Here is a 21,319-nt window from a genome sequence, read left to right on the forward strand (position 1 = left end):
AAATGCTTAAAAATAGGAAGCTTTTAAATCGGGATCCTTCTGATGCTTAAGTAGGGCTTAGGCTGTAAAACTTAAATAATAACTCTTATATTTGCGGGGAACGGACTTTTTGAGAGAAAATATATGCTAGCAGCAATACTTTTAGGTTTTTTATTCGCAATATTCCTGGTTTTTACCGGAAAGTTCTTCAGGGGGAAATTGGCGATTCTTTCAGCGCTTATTCCGGCGGGACTTTTTGCTTATTTTGCGAGTTTTATTCCGCAGATAAGTTCCGGAGAAATAATTAGTAAAACCTATCAATGGGTCCCGGCATTTGGAGTTGACCTTAGTTTTAAACTGGATGGTCTCTCCCTTCTTTTTTCATTAATGATCACCGGGATTGGTTTCCTGGTTTTTGCATATACAGCTTCATACCTTAGAGGGCATAAGTATCTTGACCGTTTCTACGGATACCTGAGCTTGTTTATGGCTGCAATGCTTGGGCTGGTACTTTCAGACAATCTTATCTCGCTTTTCGTTTTTTGGGAATTAACCAGTATAAGTTCATTTTTCCTAATCGGGTTTAATAATACCAACCCGGCTTCTCGAAAGTCAGCTTTAACGGCATTGGGAATTACCGGTTTTGGTGGGTTTTCCCTTTTGGCAGGAGCTTTATTATTGGGTAGCATTAGCGGCACTTATAGCATTTCTGAAATGCTAAGTATGAAAGAGGCTATTGCCGGAAGCGAATATTATATCCTGGCGGTAGTCTTTATTTTTGTTGCCGCATTCACCAAATCGGCACAATTTCCATTTCATTTCTGGTTGCCAGGTGCGATGAAAGCACCAACTCCGGTTTCGACATATCTGCACTCAGCCACGATGGTAAAAGCAGGAATCTACTTGCTCATGCGTTTTACGCCGGTTTTTGGGGATCAGGAATTCTGGAACACAACATTAATAATTGTGGGAGGAATCACAATGGTTTACTCTGCAATACACGCTCTTTTTAGAACAGATCTTAAAGGCGTTTTAGCTTATTCGACCATTTCAGCGCTTGGGATTTTAGTTTTCTTAATCGGTTTGGGAACAAAAGCTGCTTTCCTTGCTGCAGCGGTTTTTATAATAGTTCACGCGCTTTATAAAGCTACTTTATTCTTGGTTACGGGAATTATAGATCACCAGACCGGAATCCGGGATGTCACCAAATTAGGCGGATTGCGAAAAATTATGATGCCTGTTGCGATTGCCGGTATTTTGGCAGCGATCTCCAGTGCGGGTATCCCACCATCGGTAGGTTTCCTCGGAAAAGAACTCACTTACGAAGCAAGTATGCACGCTGAAACTTTTACGATTATAATTGTGATCGCAATTGTTTTAACGAAGATATTATTGCTTTGGGCCGGTTTTGTAGCCGGAATCAAACCATTTGTAGGCAAACTGCCTGAAGCTCATAAAGATGTAAACCCCCCCGGATTTTTAATGTGGGCCCCTGCAATTATCCTTGCTGTTTTAGGAATTCTATTCGGGATATTCCCAATGCTTATTGAATCTGCCCTGGTTAAACCTGTGGTTTCTTCTTTAGGCGCAGATGCTTCAGATTATCACCTTGCGTTATGGCACGGTTTCAATACCGTTTTACTTTTGAGTGCAATTACCATTGCAGTCGGAATCTTCTTGTATTTCTTCCTGAAACCTTCAGCAAAACTGGAAAGCAGGATAGGAAAGTTGGAGTTTATTTCTCCAAAAAGCATTACGGAAAAGGGAACGCATTATTTCAGTGTATTTTCAGCATTCTGGACCAATGTTTTTCAAAATGGATATTTACGAAATTATGTAACCACTATTGTTTTGTTTCTCGTGGTATTAGTGGGATATGTTATGTTTGGAAATCCAACCGTTTTAATAGACTATCGTCAACTTTCTGAAGTTACAGCTTACGAGCTCGCCGTGGTTATTATATTAATTGCCGGAGTTTTCTATACCGTATTTACAAAATCCAGGCTTGCTGCAGTTGCCGCAATGGGAGTTGTAGGTCTGGCTATCTGTTTAATTTTTGTTTTCTACAGTGCACCAGATTTGGCAATGACGCAGTTTTCAATTGATACCCTTACAGTTATTCTGTTTGTATTGGTACTTTATAGATTACCAAAATACCTTACCCTTTCAGATTATAAAATGAGGGTTAGGGATGGAATTTTATCAGCAGCTTTAGGTACGGTGGTTTGTTTGCTCGCCCTCCAGGTTTTAGCCGAACCCACCAATACCGAACTGGGTGATTTTTATGCTAAAAACGCCTATATTTTAGCTCACGGGAAGAACGTTGTAAATGTAATTCTGGTAGATTTTAGGGGTATAGATACCTTTATGGAAATTTCAGTACTGGCTATCGCAGCAATAGGAGTTTTTGGTTTGTTGAAATTAAGATTGAAAAGCACCGATAGGTCACAGTAAAAACTTTAAGCGCCCTTTATTCGGGTTGAATAAAAATTATATAGATGAGTACTTTAATATTAAGAACAGCTTCTAATTACCTTTTGCCGGTATTGCTGGTGTTCTCCATTTTTATACTATTGCGAGGGCATTATTTGCCTGGAGGTGGTTTTGTGGGCGGATTGATCGCTGCCATAGCTTTTGTGCTGCACGCCTTTGCTAACGGCTTGGATAACACGAAAGGCTTATTGAGATTTCATCCAGGGTTTTTGATGCCGGTGGGCTTGGCTCTTGCTTTTTTTAGCGGTATGGCTCCGGTACTTGTAGACCAGTCTTTTATGACGGGCCTTTGGTTTCCTCAACCATTTCCTGTGATAGGAAATGTAGGATCGGCCTTGTTTTTTGATATTGGGGTTTATCTTGTAGTGATTGGCGTTACGCTAACAATAATATTTACAATTTCAGAATCAGCTTAATATATGGAAATTCTTTTAGCGATAATTATTGGGATTCTATATGCCGCAGGTATTTATATGATGCTGCGAAGGAGTCTGGTAAAGCTTATTATTGGAATTATTCTTTTAGGGAATGGTGCCAACCTCCTTATTTTTCTCCTTGGAAGAATTACCGAAGGAGCACCACCAATTATTCCTGAAGAATCCAAGGTGTTTTTAGAAGCTTATGCAGATCCTGTTCCGCAGGCCCTAATATTAACCGCTATCGTAATTAGTTTCGGTTTACAATCTTTTGCTATTATTCTTGTAAAAAGAGCGCATAAAGTGGTTAAAACCGATGATCTGGACGAAATGAACGCAACAGACGAAGATTCATGACACAACAATTAATATTATATCCTTTACTGCTGCAATTATTATTGGCTATCCTGCTAATGTTTTTCTGGAAGAAAATCAATACGCAGCGAATAATAAGCATGCTTGGAAGTCTTGTACACCTTGCGGTGAGTATTGGTGTATTTGCTTATATCTGGAATAATGGAACTCAAACCGTACAGGCCGGGAGTTGGGAAGCTCCATTCGGGATAACCTTTATAGCCGATACTTTTGCAATTACCATGGTTTTGCTAACCTCTATTGCAGGGTTGGCAGTTTCTATATTTTCCTCTGGTTCTGTAATTGGTGACCGTTTAAGGTTTGGGTATTTCCCCATTTTTCACTTTCTGCTCTTAGGTTTAACCGGGGCATTTTTAACAGGAGATATCTTTAACCTCTATGTTTGGTTTGAAATTATTATTATAAGTTCTTTCGTATTAATCACTATTGGGGGAGAAAAAGCGCAGCTGGAAGGCGCTGTAAAATACTTTACGCTGAATTTCCTCGCTTCCATGATCTTTTTAACTGCAATTGCGGTGCTTTATGGTTTAACCGGGAGCCTAAATATGGCCGACCTGGCTAATAAAGTAGCAGCCGTGGAAAATAGGGCTTTAGTAGAGATTACCGCTATTCTATTCTTAATTGGCTTCGGAATTAAATCGGCAGTTTTTCCTTTATATTTCTGGTTGCCGGCTTCTTATCATACGCCACCTTCGGCTGTATCAGCAATTTTTGGTGGTTTACTTACCAAAGTTGGGGTTTATGCCTTAATTAGGGTTTTCACCCTGATCTTTGTGGGAGATGCTTTCCTTGATCAAATTCTATTGGTGCTTGCTATTTTCACCCTTTTTAGTGGTGCTTTAGGAGCTTTGGTGCAAAATAATATTAGGAAGGTGTTTTCTTACTTGATCATTTGCCATATTGGATATATGATTATTGGTTTAGGAATGTTCACCGAAGTAGCTATTGCAGGGGCAATTTTTTACCTGGTTCACGATATCCTTGTAAAGACAAATTTATTTATGATCAGCGGACTTATCTATCGCATAAAAGGTTCTAATAGTATGCGTGCTTTGGGTGGTTTTTATGCTAATTACCCCAAATTAAGTTTGTTGATGTTTATCCCTTTGTTTTCCCTGGTTGGAATCCCGCCTTTGTCAGGTTTTTGGCCTAAGATATCATTGATTACCGCAAGTTTTGAGACCGGAAGTTATTGGAGTTTAGCCGCTATTATTTTTGCAAGTTTTATTACCTTGGTAGTAATCGCAAAGCTTTGGGCTGAAGTTTTTTGGAAAGATGCACAGGAAATACCTGTTAAACCTAAATTTAGGTATTATCATAAGATTAAAAATATAAAGAGAATTCAGATAGTAGTGCCTATTGTTTTCTTAAGTATGGTGACTCTGTATGTAGGTTTTGGAGCAGAGCATATTCAAACTTTAGCTACAAGAATTTCATCAGAATTAATGAATAACCAGCAGTATATAGACGCGGTACTTAACACACAAATATCCGAATAATGAAGAGCAGGTTTGTATCCAACTTATTACTCACCTTTGTATGGGTGGCCCTAACTGGAGATTTTGGCTTCCAAAATTACGTGTTTGGGTTTGTTGTGAATTTCTTCATTTTATGGGTAATTACAAGGGGGAATAGTGATGCGCGCTATTTTACAATTATTCCCAAACTAATCGCTTTCTTTTTCTTTTTCTTGTGGGAACTGTTTAAAGCGAACTTGCAGGTAGCTTATGAAGTAATTACTCCTAATTTTAGAATGAAACCAGGGATTGTAAAAGTGCCACTAAGTGTAAAAAGCAATCTGGGAATTACTTTCCTGGCTAATATGATTTCTTTAACTCCCGGTACCTTAAGCCTGGATGTTTCTAACGATAAAAAGGTGCTTTATGTACATAGTATGTATATAACCGACAGGGAAGAGTTTATAAAGGGAATAAAAAACGGATTTGAAAAACGTATTTTGGAAATATTGAGATGACGCTAACCGATTATTTATATTATGTAATTCTACCCATACTTGCCTTTTCGGTACTTCTTATAGTTTACCGGTTTATAAAAGGTCCCAGTATTGCCGATAAGATCATTGCCCTGGATGTTTTAATTACCACCGGGATTGGGATTATTGGGGTATACAGTATTATACACGGAAGGTCTACCTTCCTGGATACCGCCATGATCCTTGCTTTAATCGCTTTTTTAAGTACGGTGGCCTTTTCCTATTACCTTGAAAAACGAAATAGAAAAAAATGAGTTCAGTAATAATAGTAATTTTAGTCACTTTAGGAACCTTGTTCGTTTTGCTTTCAGCAATTGGCCTGGTAAGAATGCCTGATACGTATATGCGAATTTCGGTAAATACAAAAGCGGCAACTTTAGGGGTAGGTTTAATTTTGGTTGGGACTGCTGTGTTCTTTAACGACCTTTCTACTACTTCCAGGGCTTTAGTGATTATTCTTTTTGTTTTCTTAACTGCACCGGTAAGTGCTCATCTAATTGGAAGAGCTTCTTATTTTATGGGTGTTAGGTTATGGAAAGGTTCTATAATGGACGATCTGCGAGGGAAATATCAAAAGAATTCCTATATATTAAAAAGCGAGATCGATGATACTCCAGAAGATAATATAGATCATTCTAAAATGAAAGACAAATAGTCTAATCTGAATTTTCTTCATCCTCCTTTTCTGCCTTTTTCTTCATTTTGTGCTCTATATAGCCGAAAACAAGGTTTATTGTAAGGATGATCCCGCTCACTATTGCTAATTCTGTATACATTCCAAATCCCGCCAGGCAACCTGTTCCTGCACTGCACCATATTGTAGCCGCTGTAGTGAGGCCCTTTACTTTTCTTTCTTTTTCCAGGATGGTTCCTGCTCCAATAAACCCAATTCCAACTACGATCTGACCTAAAACACGGGTAATATCTACGTATTTATCACCTTCAAATTCTAATGACATTAAAATAAAGATCGCGGCTCCAAGGGAGACCAGAGCATTTGTTTTAAGGCCCGCCTCCTTGCCTTGAATTTCCCTTTCCAGGCCTATAATTAAACCGGCTGCAGTAGCAAGGCCAACTCTTAAGGCAAATAATGTCCAATCCATAAGATTATTTCGGTGAATGCTTACTTTTGTAATATGCAAAAGTTACCCTTAAAATTAGAGAAAAGTTTAGAAAGTAGAAAGCAGGAACAGGCTTTCCGAAGCTTGAAAAGATCTTTTTCGCTTATAGATTTTTCTTCTAACGATTATTTCGGACTATCTTCTTCGGAAAAAATCTACAATAAGGCACATGAAATTTTAAAAGAAAATAAGCTCTTGCAAAATGGCGCCACCGGTTCCAGGCTGCTTTCTGGAAACCATATTCTATACGATTTAACCGAAAATTACCTTGCAGAATTTCATCAAACTGAAGCCGCTTTAATTTTTAATTCGGGTTACGATGCTAATATTGGCTTTTTTGCTTCGGTCCCAAAAAGAGGTGATCTTATTTTTTACGACGAACTTGTGCATGCTTCTATAAGAGACGGCATCGGCATGAGTCACGCCAAAGCTTATAAATTCCATCATAATAATCCCGATAGTCTTCAGAATAAGCTTTCCAAAATAAAAAAAATCGAAGATTCGGTGCTTTATATTGTAACCGAATCTGTTTTCTCCATGGATGGTGATATGGCTCCATTAGAAGACTTTACTAGAGTTTCTGAACAATTTGGTGCTTTTTTAATTGTGGATGAAGCCCATGCCACCGGCATTTTTGGCGAGAAAGGTGAAGGTTTAGTGCAGGATTTTGGAATTCAAGATAAAGTTTTCGCGCGTTTAAATACATTTGGAAAGGCGCCAGGATGCCACGGTGCAGTAATTTTAGGAAGCAAAAGCCTAAAAGATTACCTGGTTAATTATTCGAGAAGTTTTATTTATACTACCGCGCTGCCACCACACTCGGTGGCGACTATTTTAGCCGTTTACCAGGAGTTTGAAAAGGGGATTCCGCAAATTCAGCATTTAAAAAATAATATTCAGTTTTTTAGAAGCCAGGTATCTCAGAATAATCTATCACCAGATTTCCTGCAAAGTAAATCTGCTATTCAGAGCTGTATAATTCCGGGGAACGAAGAAGTGAAAAACGTAGCTGAAAGTCTCAAAAAAGAAGGTTTTGAGGTAAAACCCATACTTTCGCCAACCGTGCCCAAAGGCCAGGAAAGGTTAAGGTTTTGCCTGCATTCTTTTAATTCTGAAGAAGAAATAAGCAGGGTATTAAAAATACTAGCTAAATTACTGGCCTGAAACCAGCATGATGCCGGACCCAAAAATTGGCTGTTTCAGGATTAGGTATAAGCCAGGGATTAATTTCCGGTTTGGGATAAAATATAAAAACACATGAGCACTTTTGTAAACATAGCCAGGTTTCAGTATTCTTCTGAAGCACAAATTGTAAAAGGGAAATTACAATCTGAAGGCATAGAGGTATTTCTTGCAGACCAGGTTCTTATAGATACAGATCCTTTGGTAAGTCAGGCAATTGGGGGTGTAAAATTAAACGTTTATGCTGATGATGAGGAACGAGCCCGGGCAATTTTAAGTGAGATCGATAATTATTCTCTAAACGATGAAGGAAACAGAGTGGTTTGTCCCAATTGTGAAAGCAGTCGTGTAAAAGTTTACACGCATATTAAAGATGTGCGTTCTTTCTTTGCTTTTTTGTTTTCATTTCTCACCTTCGCCCTGCCAATTCATTACAAGTACGATTATCATTGCGAAAATTGTGAGGAGAAATTCAGTTTAAACCAGCCTGATGCTGGACGAAAGCTTGGCAAAGAATAAAAAATTGATTATAAATTAATGATGAATTCCTTCTTTGGAATTGAATTTATAAATAAATGAAACATACTTATTTTGTTACCGGAATAGGGACCGAAGTTGGAAAAACAGTAGCTTCAGCAATCTTAACCGAAGCCCTGGAAGCCGATTACTGGAAACCTATCCAGGCCGGCGATCTTGATAATTCTGATAGCCATAAGGTAGAAAGATTAATTTCTAACGATAAAACTGTTTTTCATAAAAATAGCTTTGCGTTAAAAACACCCATGAGTCCGCATGCAGCGGCTGAAATTGATGAAGTAAAGATCACTTCAAAGAAAATAAAAAGACCTAAAGCAAAAGATTATTTAGTTATTGAAGGCGCCGGCGGTTTACTGGTTCCTATTAGCGATAAAGAAACCATAGCCGATTTAATGCAGCCTGAGGATCGCATCATTTTGGTTTCCCGTCACTATCTTGGAAGTATCAATCATACTTTATTAACTATAGAAGCTTTAAAATCCCGTGGATTGAATTGCTTCGGAATAATATTTTCGGGCGAAGAAAACAAATCTACCGAACCGATTATTGAAAAAATGAGCGGTGTACCAGTTCTCGGAAGAATAGAACAGGAACCTTATTTTGATCAAAATGTGATCAAAGAATACGCTGAATTATTTAGAGAGAAATTGAAATAAAGTAAAAATCAATTAAACGTTGGGGCTGTTTTAAAAGATCGTCAAGCTGAACTTGTTTCAGCTTCTAATATGTTTTGAGTATCTAAAACTTAGATTCTGAATCAAGTTCAGAATGACGTTTAGAAAAATTTTCAGAATGCCTCTTTAGAATATACAAAATGAACTTAGTTACCCGAGATCAAAAACACCTTTGGCATCCGCTAACCCAGCATAAAATTTCCCCGGAAGCTTTACCTATTGTAAAAGCAAAAGGCAGTATTCTTTACGCCGAAGATGGCAGTGAATATATAGACGGAATCGCTTCCTGGTACACGGCAATGTATGGGCATTGCAATGAATACATCACCGGCAAAGTTGCAGCCCAGATGCAAAACCTGGATCAGGTAGTATTTAGCGGGTTCACCCACGAGCCGGCGGTAAAACTTTCTGAAGAATTAATAAAAATTTTGCCGGGAAATCAGCAGAAATTATTTTTTAACGATAATGGGTCTACGGCCACCGAGATCGGGATAAAAATGGCTTTGCAGTATCATCACAACCAGGGCAATAATCGCAATGTGATGCTGGCTTTTGAAGAAGGTTTTCACGGCGATACTTTTGGCGCGATGTCGGTTTCCGGGCTTTCGGTTTATAATGGCGCTTTTGAAGAGCATTTTATTGAAGTTTTACGAATCCCGGTTCCGTTAGGAGAAAATAATGAAGAAGTTATTTCGGGACTGAAAGAGCTAATTTCAGGAAACAATATTGCGGGATTTATTTATGAGCCCTTAGTACAGGGCGCTGCAGCAATGAAAATGCACGATGCTGCTGGCTTGAATGAGATCCTGAAAATTTGCAAAGAGCATGACATTGTTTGCGTGGCCGATGAAGTAATGACCGGCTTTGGGAAAACCGGGAAATATTTTGCTTCAGATTATATGGAAACCAAACCAGATGTGATGTGCCTTTCTAAAGCATTAACCGCCGGATTGCTGCCAATGGGCTTAACGACCTGTTCGCAAAAAATCTACGATGCTTTTTATGCCGATGATATTTCTAAAGGCCTATTTCACGGCCATACCTATTCTGCAAATCCACCCGCTTGTACTGCGGCCATTGCCGGAATAGAATTATTGGTTTCCGAAGAAATTCAACAACAAATCAAATCGGTGATTAAATCTCACCAGGCTTTTGATGAAAAGATAAAAGATCATCCAAAAGTTACCAATCGCCGGCAACTGGGTGTAATCTATGCTTTTGATCTTAATGTGAAAATGGAGCGCTACGGCAATCTTAGAAACCAGCTTTTTAAACACTTTATGGATAATGGTGTATTTCTAAGACCTCTTGGTAATACTATTTATATTTTGGCGCCTTATACAATTTCGCAGCCGGAATTGGATAAGATCTACCAGGTGATTGAAGATTTACTCGATAATCGAGATTAAATGCTCCGAGGCTTGCCTCGAGATGGAATTAGATTTTTCAATAATAATGCTTGGTGAGTTTGCTCCGAAGTTGTTTACTGAATAAATTTTAGGCATAACTTATAAGTGGCTTAAAAGCAAAGCTTTAATTGTTTACATTAGAATTAAAATTTTGCGATTATGATGCATCCAGATACCGAGTTGCGCTTTATTAACCAAAAGGTGGGATATGGTGTTGTTGCTACCAAATTTATTCCCGAGGGCACCATTACCTGGGTGCAGGATGATTTGGATTACGTTTTTTATACTTCCCAGATAGAAAAACTACATCCTAAAAGTGCGCAAATGTTAGAAAAATATGCTTTTCGGAATCGGTTTGGGGACCTGGTGCTTTGTTGGGATTTGGCGAAATATGTAAACCATAGTTTTAATTCTAATTGCTTTTCTACCGCATACGGTTTTGAAATCGCGGTGAGAGATATTCAAGTTGGCGAAGAGTTAACCGATGATTACGGATATCTAAATCTCGATGAAGCTTTTGAACCTTTTCAGGAAAATGCTTCCAGAACGAAGGTTTATCCCGACGATTTGGTAAATTATCATAAAGAATGGGACGGGATTTTGCAGAAATCTATTCAGAAATTCGAAAAAGTTTATCAACCACTTATTGATCTTGTTTCTGAAGGAATTCAGTTAGAACTACAAAAGATCCTTCTAGGCGAAAAAGAAATGGATTCTATTTTAAATCTTTATTACCAGCGGTAAGCTTGTTTATCTCTCTGTTTAGCTCACTATCTTTCCTGCAAGGTTTTTTATACCTCGTAGGTTTGAAAAATAACAATAATCCTACAAGGTTGTTCAAACCTTGCGGGATTTCTGATTCATTATCTTGACTTCTTTTTTATTAAAAATATTTAGCGGTTGATTCAACAGACTGTATTTTTGCGGAAAAATTAATCGCTTTTGAAATCACCGGTATTTATATCTTCACTTGGTTCTGTTTCTGCGCTTGGTCAATCTCCGGCAGAAATATGGAAAAATTCTAAAAATCCGAAACATTTTATTTCCAAACATCAGTTTGATGAAACCGAAGCTTTTGCGGCTTTTTTGCCAATGGAAGCCCGGGCTGCTATAGAGTCACTCCGCAAGGAAAACACCAATTATAGAAAACTGGATGATTCGGTTTTATTTGCAATTTTTTCAGCCAGAAAAGCTATAAAAGAAGCCGGCTGGAAAAGCGAGAAAAATATCGGAATAAACATCGGGAGCTCCCGTGGTGCTACCGGTTTATTTGAAAAATACCATAAAGAATTTATAGAAACCGGCAAAGCCGCCACACAGGCTTCGCCTTCTACCACTTTAGGAAATATTTCTTCCTGGGTTTCGCAAGATCTTCAAACGGAAGGCCCGGAATTTTCTCATAGTGTAACCTGCTCAACCGGTTTACACGCAGTAGTAAATGCAATTGCCTGGATGCAGGCTGGTTTTGCCGATAAGTTTCTTGCCGGTGGGAGTGAAGCTGCATTAACCGCATTTACCATCGCCCAAATGAAAGCCATGAAGATCTACGCTTCAGAAGATCTTGATTTTCCGTGTCGCGCTTTGGATATGGAGAAAAAGAGAAATTCAATGGTTTTAGGCGAAGCTTCGGGAATATTGGCGCTTCAGAAGGAAAATTCAGAAAAGGCAATTGCTAAAGTTACTGGGATTGGCTATGCAACTGAAACTTTAAAACACAGTGTTTCAATTTCAGCAAATGGAGAATCTTTGCAGAAAGCGATGAAGATGGCAATTGGAGAGAAAGAACTTTCAGAAATTGACGCGGTAGTGATGCACGCGCCCGGAACCTTAAAAGGAGACCTTTCTGAAGTAAATGCGATAAAGGCTGTGTTTGGTAAAAATACTCCTGCAATGACCAGCAATAAATGGAAACTGGGACATACTTTTGCAGCCTCAGGAATTCTAAATTTGGAACTGGCTGTTTTAATGCTTCAGCATCAGGAATTTATTGAAGTGCCTTTTTCTGAAATCAGTAAAGCACCTTCAAAACTTGAAAATATATTGGTAAACGCTGTAGGCTTTGGCGGGAACGCAGTTTCTATTTTAATAAGCCGAAAATAATATAATTAAGAAAGCTTTGAAAACTTTCCTCGCGGAAGGCCTATTAAAGCGCAGTTTTATTTATTTTTGATTTCAAATCTATTTTTTATGGTCACAAGACATAACTGGACAAAAGAAGAAATTCTCGAGATATATAATAAACCTTTAATGGAGTTGCTTTACGAAGCGGCCACTGTGCATAGGAAAAATCACGATCCTAACACCGTTCAGGTTTCAACTTTGCTTTCTATAAAAACCGGCGGTTGCCCGGAAGATTGCGGATATTGCCCACAGGCAGCTAGATACCATACCAATGTTGAAGGAAACGATCTTATGAGCGTGAACCAGGTGAAAGCTCAGGCGCTGCGTGCTAAAGAGTCGGGAAGTTCGCGGGTTTGTATGGGTGCAGCCTGGAGAAACGTAAAGGACGGTAAGGAGTTCGATTCGGTTTTGGAAATGGTAAGAACCATTAATAAACTGGATATGGAAGTTTGCTGTACACTAGGAATGATTACCGAAAATCAGGCGCAGCGACTTGCTGAAGCCGGTTTGTATGCTTATAACCATAATTTAGATTCGTCAGAAGAATATTATAAAGAAGTGATTTCTACCCGTGGTTACCAGGATAGACTGGATACCATCGGGAATGTTAGAAAAACCAATGTTACCGTATGTAGCGGCGGAATTATCGGAATGGGAGAAAGTGTAGATGACAGGGCAGGAATGCTTGTAGCCCTTTCAACCTTAAGTCCGCAGCCAGAATCTGTACCGATTAATGCTTTAGTTCCTGTTGAAGGAACGCCTATGGAAGAGCAGGAACCGGTTTCTATCTGGGAAATGGTAAGAATGGTCGCTACTGCCAGAATTGTCATGCCTGAAACCCAGGTTAGACTCTCTGCCGGAAGAACGCAAATGAGCAGGGAAGGACAGGCGATGTGTTTCTTTGCCGGAGCAAATTCGATATTTGCCGGAGATAAATTGCTTACCACGCCAAATCCCGATGTAAACGAGGATATGGAATTATTTAGATCTTTAGGTTTGAATCCGCAAAAAGCATTTGAGAAAAAAGAACAGCCTAAAAGTGTTTCAGCTGAAGAATCTCAATACCAGAATTTAGGTGAAAAGCCAAAATGGTCTAGACCCGGTCATAAAATTGAGCGTAATTTAGAGGCGCAACAAAAGCCAAAAGCCAAGGCGTAAAAAAGGAATTCAATTTGAAACTGAATCTGCAAGACATACCGCGGGTTAAAACGCTTTCAAAAGAAGAATTTTTGAAAGACTATTTTATTCCCGAAAAACCGGTTGTTTTCGAAGAACTTTCTGCCGACTGGCCGGCTACTAAAAAATGGGATTTTGATTATTTCAGGGAGAAAGCGGGGGTTGTTGTAGTTCCGCTTTACGACGGGAAACCTGCAAAAGGCAGACAGAGTTCTCACGGCCCGGCAAAGAAAATCCCTATGCGGGAATACATAGACATTCTTGAAAAAGGACCTACAGATCTTAGGATGTTTTTCTTTAATCTATTGCAAAATTGTCCGGAGTTAATAGACGATTTTAAGTATCCCGATCTTGGCGTGAAATTCTTTAAAAAGTTACCAGTTTTATTTGTTGGGGGTGAGGGTAGCAGCGTGGTGATGCATTATGATATGGATCTTGCTAATAATTTCCATTTCAATTTTGTAGGCGAAAAAAGAGTAATTCTTTATCCGCCTTCAGAAACTAAATTTTTGTATCATGTGCCCCATTCCATAGTAAGTATGGAAATAATAAATATGGATAATCCCGATTTTGAGAAATATCCTGCGTTGGCCAATGCAAAAGGTTTTGAGACAAGACTAAAACACGGGGAGGCTTTATATATTCCCAGTAAATGGTGGCATTTTATAAAGTATGAAACTGCAAGTTTATCAATGACGTTAAGGTCTTTGCCACAAAAACCGGGGCGAATTGCCGAGGTGCTCAAAAATTTGATTATTACCCGAAATTACGATAATTTAATGCGTAAGATTAAGGGCCAGGATTGGATAGACTACAAGAATAGAAAAGCGATTGAAAATACGCACAGAAGTGCTGGAATTGAATGATGGAGAAAGAAGAAAGCTTACATTTAGAGCCTATACCAAGGCTTAAGACTATTTCTAAAAAGGAATTTTTAGAAAATTATGTGCGGCCACAAAAACCTGTGGTTATAGAGCATTTAGTAGACGATTGGCCGGCTATGCAAAAATGGAATTTAGATTATATTCGCGAGGTCGCCGGTGAAAAAATAGTGCCGCTCTATGATGATCGCCCTATAAATTCAAAGCAGAAATTTAACGAGCCGCATACAGAAATGAAGATGGCAGATTATATAGATCTGCTAAATTCAAAACCTACTAATTACCGTATTTTTCTTTATCATTTATTAAAGGAAGTTCCTGTGTTGCAGAAAGATTTTCGGTTTCCAGATCTTGGACTTCGATTAATAAAACAGTTACCAACTTTATTCTTTGGCGGGGAGAATTCTAAAGTCTTTATGCATTACGATATTGATTTTGCCAATATTCTTCATTTTCATTTCCACGGAAAAAAACGCTGTATAATTTATCCGCCTTCTGAAGGCAAATATTTATATAAAGTCCCTCACGCTCTTATTTCCCGGGAAGATATAGATTTCAATAACCCCGATTTTGAAAAATTCCCGGTTCTTAAAAAAGCTAAAGGCTATGTGACTGAATTAAAACATGGTGAAGCATTATATATGCCTGAAGGTTACTGGCACCAAATGACCTACTTAACGCCTGGTTTTTCTATGAGTTTAAGGGCAACGCCAAGAACGCTTACCAATTTTTCTAAAGCAGTTTATAACCTGGTAGTGATGCGTAATTTTGATAACTATATGCGTAAACTAAAGGGGCAGAAGTGGATAGATTATAAAAATGAGGAAGCGGTAAAACGAACGCATAAGAAGAATAAGGTCTAAATAAATTAGAGTTCATTTCCAGTTTTAAGCAAGGTGGAAGTTTCATTTTTTATGTAGAATACATTTTTGGTTGCGTGCCTAGTAGCCACGAATTCACTAAACTCTATTAACTTTTCACTCTTCACTCTTCACTTTTCACTCTTCCCAATCCCCACAAAAGATCGCCGCGCTCGTTTCTTCGCTCTCGATGAAGAGTCTGAATGGTATGAAGGCATGTAAAAACTATTCTAAGAGCTCATTTGCTACTTCGTACACCAAATTACTTTCGTAGCCCTTCCGAAGCAGGAAATCGGCTAACTTTCGTTTTTTCTTAAATTTATCGGGTTCTTTTAATAGCTTTAGTTTCTTCTCTGCCAGTTCATATAATGTGGAGATATATTTTTGCTGGTCTATTTCGGTAAGGGCATTTTTTATTATTGGGCCAGAAATTTCCCTGAATTTTAATTCCTGTTTGATCTTTATTTTACCCCACTTTTTGATCCTGAATTTTCCCCTTACAAAACTGCGTGCAAAACGTTCTTCATTTAAAAAATCTTCCTGCATCAGCTGAATGATGATCTGCTCTTGCGCGGCGGGTATCATATTCATCCCGCGAAGCTTTTCTTCAACTTCTTTATGGGAACGATCACGGTACGCACAGAACTGCATCAGTTTGATGGTCGCTTCTTTGACGGTATAAGATTCCTGGGGTTCTTTCAAGATTAAAAATTGGAGAATTCAGAATTTAAGTTTCAAAATTAATCTTTTTAAGTTGAGAAATTTAAATTTTATACCGGAGAACTTTCAAATTTAGACATAAAAAAACGCCTTCCGAATTAACGAAAGGCGTTTTAGTATTTAAAGGATTTCATTTCCTTCTTTATCGTGAAAATGATATTCCATGTACGTGTAAGCGTCTCTAGGTAAAATTTTCACCCATCGCTTATGGTCTAAAAACCATTGCGAGCGGGGAGATGGAAAGCCTTTGGTTAAAAAGGCTGCAATAAATGGGTGCGCACTCAAGGTGATCTTTTTGTGATCTTTCTTAATGAGTTTTTCCAGGTCGGTTTTCATTTTGTTTATTAAAAGTATTGGTGCTTCAATTTCACCATCGCCGTTAGGATTGTCCTCGCGGGTTTTAATATTCATTTCCGGCCTTACTCGTTGTCTTGTAATTTGTATCAACCCGAATTTACTCGGTGGCAAAATCTTATGTTTCGCACGGTCGTCACTCATTTCGTTTCTAAGGTGATCAAACAGGGTTTTGCGGTTTTCAGCTTTGCCCATGTCTATGAAGTCTACCACGATTATGCCGCCCATATCACGTAAACGCAATTGCCGGGCTATTTCTGTGGCACTAATCATGTTCACCTCTAATGCAGTATCTTCCTGGTTTCTGGATTTGTTAGAACGATTACCGCTATTTACGTCTATAACGTGCATAGCTTCGGTATGTTCTATTACCAGGTAGGCGCCTTTACTCATAGAGACGGTACGCCCAAATGAAGTTTTTATTTGTCTTTCGATACCGTGTTTTTCAAAAATTGGAACATTAGATTGATATAATTTAACAATCGATTCTTTACTCGGGGCGATTTCGCCCACATAGTCTTTAATTTGTGTATAAAGCGTCTCATCGTCTACAATAATAGAAGTAAAAGAGTCATTAAAAATGTCTCTTAACAGGGAAGAAGCCCTGTTTAATTCTCCCAGTACTTTAGAGGGGTGATGCGGCTTATACATCTTTTTGCACATTCCTGTCCAGCGACCCATCAAATTTTGAAGGTCTCTGTCCAGCTCTGCTACTTTTTTGCCTTCGGCTACGGTTCTAACAATAATCCCAAAACCTTTGGGTTTAATGCTTTTTACCAATCTTTTTAACCGGTCTTTTTCTTCTTTACTTTCAATTTTTTGTGAAACTGAAATACGATTAGAAAAAGGTACCAGTACTATATAGCGACCCGCAATAGAAAGCTCTGAGCTTATTCTGGGGCCTTTGGTAGAAATAGGTTCTTTAACAACCTGAACCAGTAGCGACTGATTTGACTTTAAGACATCGGTAATTACCCCGTCTTTGTCAATATCCTTTTCGAATGTAAAATTCTTTAAGGAATAATCTTTTAATTTACCTGTGCTTACACGTTTTATGAACTTAAGCATGGAAGATACCTGGGGGCCGAGATCGTGATAGTGTAAAAAACCATCCTTCTCGTAGCCAACATTTACAAATGCGGCATTTAACCCGGGTACAGCTTTTCTAATTTTGGCGATAAATATATCACCAACATTAAATTTGTTGCTGTCTTCTTCTTTGTTGAGTTCAATAAGTTTTCCATCTTTTTGTAAGGCAAAATCTACAGCAGAGGTTCCGGACCTGATAATTAATTCTTTGTCCACACTCTATTTAGATTTATATCTATAGCTGCCTAAGCAGTTACAGATGGATTAAACATTATTTTATCACAGGGTTTTTAATCCTGAAGAAACCCTAAACTTGTTAGGTAATAAGCTGGGTTTCAATTTCAATGAACGTTTTAAACAAAAAAAGTAGTATGAAAACTACTTTTTCTTGTGGCGGTTAGCTCTATTTCTTTTTTTACGCTTATGCGTAGCTACCTTATGTCTTTTTCTTTTTTTACCACTTGGCATAGTGTTCCTTTTTAATTAATAAATTATTTTCTGTGAAACTTATTAAGGTTTCAAATTACTTAACTTCTACGTTAGTTTTTACCCCTTCAACAAATATTTTGGCCGGTTTAAAAGCCGGAATGTTGTGTGCAGGGATTTTAATAGTTGTGTTTTTAGAGATATTTCTTCCGGTTTTTTCGGCTCTTGTTTTTACAACAAAGCTTCCAAATCCTCTTAAATATACGTTATCTCCACTTTCTAATGAAGTTTTAACCTCATCCATGAAGGTTTCAATAGTAGCCTGGACATCACCTTTTTCCATTCCTAATTTTTCTGAAATGTTTGCTACAATATCTGCTTTCGTCATTTTCGTACTATTTAATATTATAAATTGGGATTTCTATATTTTTCAAGGGCGCAAATATAAGAATTAAATCTACAATATTTCAAGCCTAATTCATTAAATAATAACGGAATAAACTTTTAATATTGCACCAAGTCTATTTTGTGTATGGTTTTCTCTAAAGTATTGATTGATTGGTATTTAAAAAATAAACGCGAATTGCCCTGGCGCAAAACCAGCGATCCCTATCATATTTGGCTGAGTGAAATTATGCTTCAGCAAACCAGAATAGAGCAGGGTTTACCCTATTATCAGCGTTTTATATCTGCATTTCCCAGTGTTTTTGATCTTGCTGCAGCTCCGCAGGAAAAAGTGCTAAAACTATGGCAGGGTTTGGGTTATTATTCTCGCGCCAGAAATCTTCATGAAAGCGCTAAATATGTAGCTGAAGAGCTAAATGGCGTTTTTCCCGCTACTTATAAAGAACTCAAAAAGCTAAAAGGTGTGGGCGATTATACCGCCGCCGCTATTGCTTCCATTTGTTATAATGAACCTGTTGCGGTAGTAGATGGTAATGTTTATCGTGTTTTATCTCGATTTTTTGATGTGGAAACAGCAATAAATTCAACACCTGGCATCAAGGAATTCAAGACCCTGGCTTCGGAATTGTTGGATGAAAAAGATCCGTCCAGTTTTAACCAGGCTTTAATGGAATTTGGTGCGTTGCAGTGCAAACCCCGGAACCCACTTTGTGAAAGTTGTCCTTTAAGTTCAGGTTGTTTGGCCTTGCAGAAGAATAAAATTAAAGACTTACCGGTTAAGCTGAAGAAAACTAAAGTGAAAAAACGCTACTTTAATTACTTGGTGGTTTATTCTGAAGAAAATAAAACCCTGCTTCAGCAAAGAACGGGAAAGGGAATTTGGAACGGATTGTATGAATTTCCATTAATTGAAACCGAAAAACCGGTAAGCGAAGGCGCTTTTCCTTCCGAAGAAAAAATAAACGAAATTCTTGGTGTTCAGGAACTATCGCTGCAGCTTCATAATAAAAAACCCGTGATACATAAGCTTTCACATCAGCATATTTATACACATTTTTGGTGGGTAAAAGCTGAAAGTGTAGGAGAAGAGGGAATTCCTGTAAAGAATGTGAAAGATTACCCTGTGCCGGTTTTAATTGCTAATTTCCTTGAAGAAACCGCACTGGAAACCTATTCCTTATAAATTGTTTAAAGTTTTATGGAATTTAGCTTTACTTAGCAATAAATTTTTCAGTATTTTAGGGTGTAAATAAACAGCCTTTTTTGGCTAAAAATAATTTAATTAAGATGACAGGTACATTAAACAAAGTAATGCTGATTGGGCATACGGGAGACGACGTGAAAATGCATTATTTTGAAGGCGGTGGCGCTATTGGGCGATTTCCGCTGGCTACCAACGAAACTTATACCAATCGTACTACCAACGAGCGTGTTACCAATACCGAGTGGCATAATATAGTGGTGCGTAACAAGGCTGCTGAAGTTTGCGAAAAATATCTTAAAAAAGGTGATAAGGTTTATATTGAGGGTAGAATTAAAACCCGTAAATGGCAGGACGACCAGGGAAATGATCGTTACACCACCGAAATACAGTGTACAGAGTTTACCTTTTTAACTCCAAAAGGAGAAAGCGAAGGAGGCGGAAATATGCAGCAGCAAAATTCCCCGGCTCAAAATCAACAAAACACGCCTAAAAATGATAATTTTGCCAATCAATCTATGGCAAAAGAAGAAGAGGAAGACGATTTGCCTTTCTAAGTTTAATTAAAACTCCATCATTTGGATTCAGAACCTCCCAGTTTATTTTTGTTTTGGGCCGCTTTTGATTTTACGCAGCTATTTAGCTATTTAGTTTTATTGCTGCTTTTATTTTGTTCAGCCTTAATTTCTGGGGCTGAAGTAGCATTTTTTTCGTTAACACCCGCCGATGTAATTGCTGAAGACGGGAAGCGTAGCAAGGCGCAACAAATTGTGGTAGATCTATTAGATAAGCCTAAAAAGTTGCTGGCTACTATTCTTGTGGCCAATAATTTTATCAATATAGCCATTGTACTATTATTTGATAATCTTGCCGATGAACTTTTTGGCGGGATGAATACAGTCTTTTACGGTATAAACTTTAAGTTTCTTATTGAAGTTGGGGTAGTGACATTTATAATTCTTCTTTTTGGAGAGATTCTACCGAAGGTTTATGCCAGTAGAAACAACGTGCTATTCTCTAATTTTATGGCTCGTCCCTTAAATTTCCTGGATACCATTTTTACTCCTTTAAGTGCGCCAATGCGTGCGGTAACTATATTTATGCACAATCGTCTTGGGAAGCAGCGGTCATTTATAAGTATAGATCATTTGTCGCAGGCTTTAGAGCTTACCAGTGAAGAAGATACCACCCAGGAAGAGCAAAAGATATTGCAGGGTATTGTTTCTTTTGGGAATACCGATACCAAGCAGGTAATGCGCCCCAGGATGGACATTTTTGCTTTAAATGAAAGCCAGACGTATAAAGAAATTATTTCTGAAATTATAGATAGAGGTTACTCCAGGATTCCGGTTTACCGGGAAAATATTGACAATGTAATTGGTATTTTATACGTTAAGGATTTGCTGCCATTTCTTGACGAAAAAGATTTTGACTGGACAAACTTGCTTAGGGAGCCTTATTTTGTTCCCGAAAATAAAAAGCTAGACGATTTGCTGAATGATTTTAAGACTAAAAAGAATCACCTGGCAATTGTGGTAGACGAATATGGCGGTACCAGCGGATTGATCTCTCTGGAAGATATTATTGAAGAAATTGTAGGAGATATTAGTGATGAGTTTGATGATGAAGACCTGGTTTATTCAAAATTAGATGAAAACACTTATGTTTTCGAAGGAAAAACTCCTCTGAAAGATTTCTACCGAATCGTGAAAATTGAAGATCCTCTGGCTTTCGAAGAACGAAAAGGCGAGGCCGATACTCTTGCTGGATTTCTCTTAGAAATTTCAGGAGGATTTCCGAAGAGAAACGATGTGATCTATTTCTTGAATTATAGTTTTACGGTAGAAGTTTTGGACAATAAACGTCTTAAGCAGATAAAATTAAACATCTCTGCGGTAGAAGTGTAG

23 protein-coding genes are annotated in these 21,319 nt (G+C 38.1%); 19 read left to right on the top strand and 4 right to left on the bottom strand.

All coding sequences use genetic code 11. From position 1 onward, the window contains the following. The first annotated feature begins 123 nt into the window (after positions 1-123). From B5440_RS03280 to mnhG, 7 genes are read left to right on the top strand one after another with little or no spacing between them, the layout of a single operon-like run. On the top strand, positions 124-2,433 hold the full coding sequence (locus B5440_RS03280; RefSeq protein WP_070054561.1) for a putative monovalent cation/H+ antiporter subunit A: 2,310 nt from the start codon (positions 124-126) through the stop codon (positions 2,431-2,433). Positions 2,434-2,477: 44 nt separating this feature from the next. Further along, positions 2,478-2,888 (top strand): Na+/H+ antiporter subunit B, encoded by a 411-nt coding sequence (locus B5440_RS03285; RefSeq protein ID WP_070054562.1) that lies wholly within the window; start codon positions 2,478-2,480, stop codon positions 2,886-2,888. 3 nt (positions 2,889-2,891) lie between these two features. After that, positions 2,892-3,245 carry a Na+/H+ antiporter subunit C gene (locus B5440_RS03290; RefSeq protein WP_070054563.1) on the top strand — a complete coding sequence of 118 codons (354 nt, stop codon included), beginning with the start codon at positions 2,892-2,894 and terminating at the stop codon, positions 3,243-3,245. Continuing rightward, entirely contained in the window at positions 3,242-4,762 is a 1,521-nt protein-coding gene (locus B5440_RS03295) for a proton-conducting transporter transmembrane domain-containing protein (protein WP_070054564.1), read from the top strand. The genes B5440_RS03290 and B5440_RS03295 overlap by 4 nt, the downstream gene beginning before the upstream one ends. Continuing rightward, the gene (locus B5440_RS03300; RefSeq protein ID WP_070054565.1) at positions 4,762-5,238 is read left to right on the top strand and encodes a Na+/H+ antiporter subunit E; all 477 of its coding nucleotides are present in this window, start codon (positions 4,762-4,764) and stop codon (positions 5,236-5,238) included. The genes B5440_RS03295 and B5440_RS03300 overlap by 1 nt, the downstream gene beginning before the upstream one ends. Beyond that, on the top strand, positions 5,235-5,510 hold the full coding sequence (locus tag B5440_RS03305; protein ID WP_057482813.1) for a cation:proton antiporter: 276 nt from the start codon (positions 5,235-5,237) through the stop codon (positions 5,508-5,510). The genes B5440_RS03300 and B5440_RS03305 overlap by 4 nt, the downstream gene beginning before the upstream one ends. Further along, positions 5,507-5,911 carry a monovalent cation/H(+) antiporter subunit G gene (mnhG, locus tag B5440_RS03310; protein ID WP_070054566.1) on the top strand — a complete coding sequence of 135 codons (405 nt, stop codon included), beginning with the start codon at positions 5,507-5,509 and terminating at the stop codon, positions 5,909-5,911. Before B5440_RS03305 ends, mnhG begins: the two co-directional genes overlap by 4 nt. Before the next feature lies 1 nt (position 5,912). On the opposite strand, the gene B5440_RS03315 is transcribed toward mnhG, so the two are convergent. After that, positions 5,913-6,359 (bottom strand): MgtC/SapB family protein, encoded by a 447-nt coding sequence (locus B5440_RS03315; RefSeq protein ID WP_070054567.1) that lies wholly within the window; start codon positions 6,357-6,359, stop codon positions 5,913-5,915. 33 nt (positions 6,360-6,392) lie between these two features. On the opposite strand from B5440_RS03315, the gene B5440_RS03320 reads away from it, so the two are divergent. The 9 genes from B5440_RS03320 to B5440_RS03360 all read left to right on the top strand — a co-directional run bounded on the left by B5440_RS03320 (position 6,393) and on the right by B5440_RS03360 (position 15,220). After that, on the top strand, positions 6,393-7,541 hold the full coding sequence (locus B5440_RS03320) for an aminotransferase class I/II-fold pyridoxal phosphate-dependent enzyme (RefSeq protein ID WP_070054568.1): 1,149 nt from the start codon (positions 6,393-6,395) through the stop codon (positions 7,539-7,541). A gap of 93 nt (positions 7,542-7,634) precedes the next feature. Continuing rightward, positions 7,635-8,078 (top strand): putative signal transducing protein, encoded by a 444-nt coding sequence (locus tag B5440_RS03325; RefSeq protein WP_070054569.1) that lies wholly within the window; start codon positions 7,635-7,637, stop codon positions 8,076-8,078. Between the two features lie 56 nt (positions 8,079-8,134). Beyond that, the gene (gene bioD, locus B5440_RS03330) at positions 8,135-8,752 is read left to right on the top strand and encodes a dethiobiotin synthase (protein WP_070054570.1); all 618 of its coding nucleotides are present in this window, start codon (positions 8,135-8,137) and stop codon (positions 8,750-8,752) included. A 158-nt stretch (positions 8,753-8,910) separates the two neighbouring features. Beyond that, on the top strand, positions 8,911-10,179 hold the full coding sequence (gene bioA / locus B5440_RS03335) for an adenosylmethionine--8-amino-7-oxononanoate transaminase (RefSeq protein WP_070054571.1): 1,269 nt from the start codon (positions 8,911-8,913) through the stop codon (positions 10,177-10,179). A gap of 159 nt (positions 10,180-10,338) precedes the next feature. Beyond that, positions 10,339-10,923 carry an SET domain-containing protein gene (locus B5440_RS03340; RefSeq protein WP_070054572.1) on the top strand — a complete coding sequence of 195 codons (585 nt, stop codon included), beginning with the start codon at positions 10,339-10,341 and terminating at the stop codon, positions 10,921-10,923. Between the two features lie 198 nt (positions 10,924-11,121). Continuing rightward, positions 11,122-12,279, top strand: a complete 1,158-nt coding sequence (locus B5440_RS03345) for a beta-ketoacyl synthase N-terminal-like domain-containing protein (RefSeq protein ID WP_070054573.1) — start codon at positions 11,122-11,124, stop codon at positions 12,277-12,279. Between the two features lie 87 nt (positions 12,280-12,366). Beyond that, entirely contained in the window at positions 12,367-13,458 is a 1,092-nt protein-coding gene (gene bioB, locus B5440_RS03350) for a biotin synthase BioB (RefSeq protein WP_070054574.1), read from the top strand. Positions 13,459-13,472: 14 nt separating this feature from the next. Continuing rightward, a complete protein-coding gene (locus tag B5440_RS03355; protein ID WP_070054575.1) occupies positions 13,473-14,342 on the top strand; it encodes a cupin-like domain-containing protein in 870 nt (289 codons plus the stop codon). Then, positions 14,339-15,220 (top strand): cupin-like domain-containing protein, encoded by an 882-nt coding sequence (locus B5440_RS03360; RefSeq protein ID WP_070054576.1) that lies wholly within the window; start codon positions 14,339-14,341, stop codon positions 15,218-15,220. The genes B5440_RS03355 and B5440_RS03360 overlap by 4 nt, the downstream gene beginning before the upstream one ends. Before the next feature lie 222 nt (positions 15,221-15,442). On the opposite strand, the gene B5440_RS03365 is transcribed toward B5440_RS03360, so the two are convergent. The 3 genes from B5440_RS03365 to B5440_RS03375 all read right to left on the bottom strand — a co-directional run bounded on the left by B5440_RS03365 (position 15,443) and on the right by B5440_RS03375 (position 18,212). Continuing rightward, the gene (locus B5440_RS03365) at positions 15,443-15,868 is read right to left on the bottom strand and encodes a regulatory protein RecX (protein WP_070054606.1); all 426 of its coding nucleotides are present in this window, start codon (positions 15,866-15,868) and stop codon (positions 15,443-15,445) included. A gap of 189 nt (positions 15,869-16,057) precedes the next feature. Further along, positions 16,058-17,596 carry an Rne/Rng family ribonuclease gene (locus B5440_RS03370; RefSeq protein ID WP_070054577.1) on the bottom strand — a complete coding sequence of 513 codons (1,539 nt, stop codon included), beginning with the start codon at positions 17,594-17,596 and terminating at the stop codon, positions 16,058-16,060. A gap of 307 nt (positions 17,597-17,903) precedes the next feature. Further along, a complete protein-coding gene (locus B5440_RS03375) occupies positions 17,904-18,212 on the bottom strand; it encodes an HU family DNA-binding protein (RefSeq protein ID WP_255351554.1) in 309 nt (102 codons plus the stop codon). 126 nt (positions 18,213-18,338) lie between these two features. Between B5440_RS03375 and mutY the strand changes: the two genes are divergently transcribed. From mutY to B5440_RS03390, 3 genes are all read left to right on the top strand, one after another. Beyond that, positions 18,339-19,394 carry an A/G-specific adenine glycosylase gene (gene mutY, locus B5440_RS03380; protein ID WP_070054578.1) on the top strand — a complete coding sequence of 352 codons (1,056 nt, stop codon included), beginning with the start codon at positions 18,339-18,341 and terminating at the stop codon, positions 19,392-19,394. 104 nt (positions 19,395-19,498) lie between these two features. Then, positions 19,499-19,969 (top strand): single-stranded DNA-binding protein, encoded by a 471-nt coding sequence (locus B5440_RS03385; protein ID WP_070054579.1) that lies wholly within the window; start codon positions 19,499-19,501, stop codon positions 19,967-19,969. Between the two features lie 21 nt (positions 19,970-19,990). Further along, entirely contained in the window at positions 19,991-21,319 is a 1,329-nt protein-coding gene (locus B5440_RS03390; RefSeq protein ID WP_070054580.1) for a gliding motility-associated protein GldE, read from the top strand.

The organism is Salegentibacter salarius (assembly GCF_900168265.1).
Lineage (GTDB): Bacteria > Bacteroidota > Bacteroidia > Flavobacteriales > Flavobacteriaceae > Salegentibacter > Salegentibacter salarius.

Excerpts from the sequence above, each read along its gene's own strand:
- B5440_RS03285 (WP_070054562.1), top strand. The coding sequence starts at position 2,478 with ATGAGTACTTTAATATTAAGAACAGCTTCTAATTACCTTTTGCCGGTA.
- mnhG (WP_070054566.1), top strand. The coding sequence starts at position 5,507 with ATGAGTTCAGTAATAATAGTAATTTTAGTCACTTTAGGAACCTTGTTC.
- B5440_RS03325 (WP_070054569.1), top strand. The coding sequence starts at position 7,635 with ATGAGCACTTTTGTAAACATAGCCAGGTTTCAGTATTCTTCTGAAGCA.
- B5440_RS03315 (WP_070054567.1), bottom strand. The coding sequence starts at position 6,359 with ATGGATTGGACATTATTTGCCTTAAGAGTTGGCCTTGCTACTGCAGCC.
- B5440_RS03305 (WP_057482813.1), top strand. The coding sequence starts at position 5,235 with ATGACGCTAACCGATTATTTATATTATGTAATTCTACCCATACTTGCC.
- bioB (WP_070054574.1), top strand. The coding sequence starts at position 12,367 with ATGGTCACAAGACATAACTGGACAAAAGAAGAAATTCTCGAGATATAT.
- B5440_RS03360 (WP_070054576.1), top strand. The coding sequence starts at position 14,339 with ATGATGGAGAAAGAAGAAAGCTTACATTTAGAGCCTATACCAAGGCTT.
- B5440_RS03385 (WP_070054579.1), top strand. The coding sequence starts at position 19,499 with ATGACAGGTACATTAAACAAAGTAATGCTGATTGGGCATACGGGAGAC.
- B5440_RS03280 (WP_070054561.1), top strand. The coding sequence starts at position 124 with ATGCTAGCAGCAATACTTTTAGGTTTTTTATTCGCAATATTCCTGGTT.
- bioD (WP_070054570.1), top strand. The coding sequence starts at position 8,135 with ATGAAACATACTTATTTTGTTACCGGAATAGGGACCGAAGTTGGAAAA.
- B5440_RS03300 (WP_070054565.1), top strand. The coding sequence starts at position 4,762 with ATGAAGAGCAGGTTTGTATCCAACTTATTACTCACCTTTGTATGGGTG.
- mutY (WP_070054578.1), top strand. The coding sequence starts at position 18,339 with ATGGTTTTCTCTAAAGTATTGATTGATTGGTATTTAAAAAATAAACGC.
- B5440_RS03340 (WP_070054572.1), top strand. The coding sequence starts at position 10,339 with ATGATGCATCCAGATACCGAGTTGCGCTTTATTAACCAAAAGGTGGGA.
- B5440_RS03290 (WP_070054563.1), top strand. The coding sequence starts at position 2,892 with ATGGAAATTCTTTTAGCGATAATTATTGGGATTCTATATGCCGCAGGT.
- B5440_RS03320 (WP_070054568.1), top strand. The coding sequence starts at position 6,393 with ATGCAAAAGTTACCCTTAAAATTAGAGAAAAGTTTAGAAAGTAGAAAG.
- bioA (WP_070054571.1), top strand. The coding sequence starts at position 8,911 with ATGAACTTAGTTACCCGAGATCAAAAACACCTTTGGCATCCGCTAACC.
- B5440_RS03295 (WP_070054564.1), top strand. The coding sequence starts at position 3,242 with ATGACACAACAATTAATATTATATCCTTTACTGCTGCAATTATTATTG.
- B5440_RS03365 (WP_070054606.1), bottom strand. The coding sequence starts at position 15,868 with ATGCAGTTCTGTGCGTACCGTGATCGTTCCCATAAAGAAGTTGAAGAA.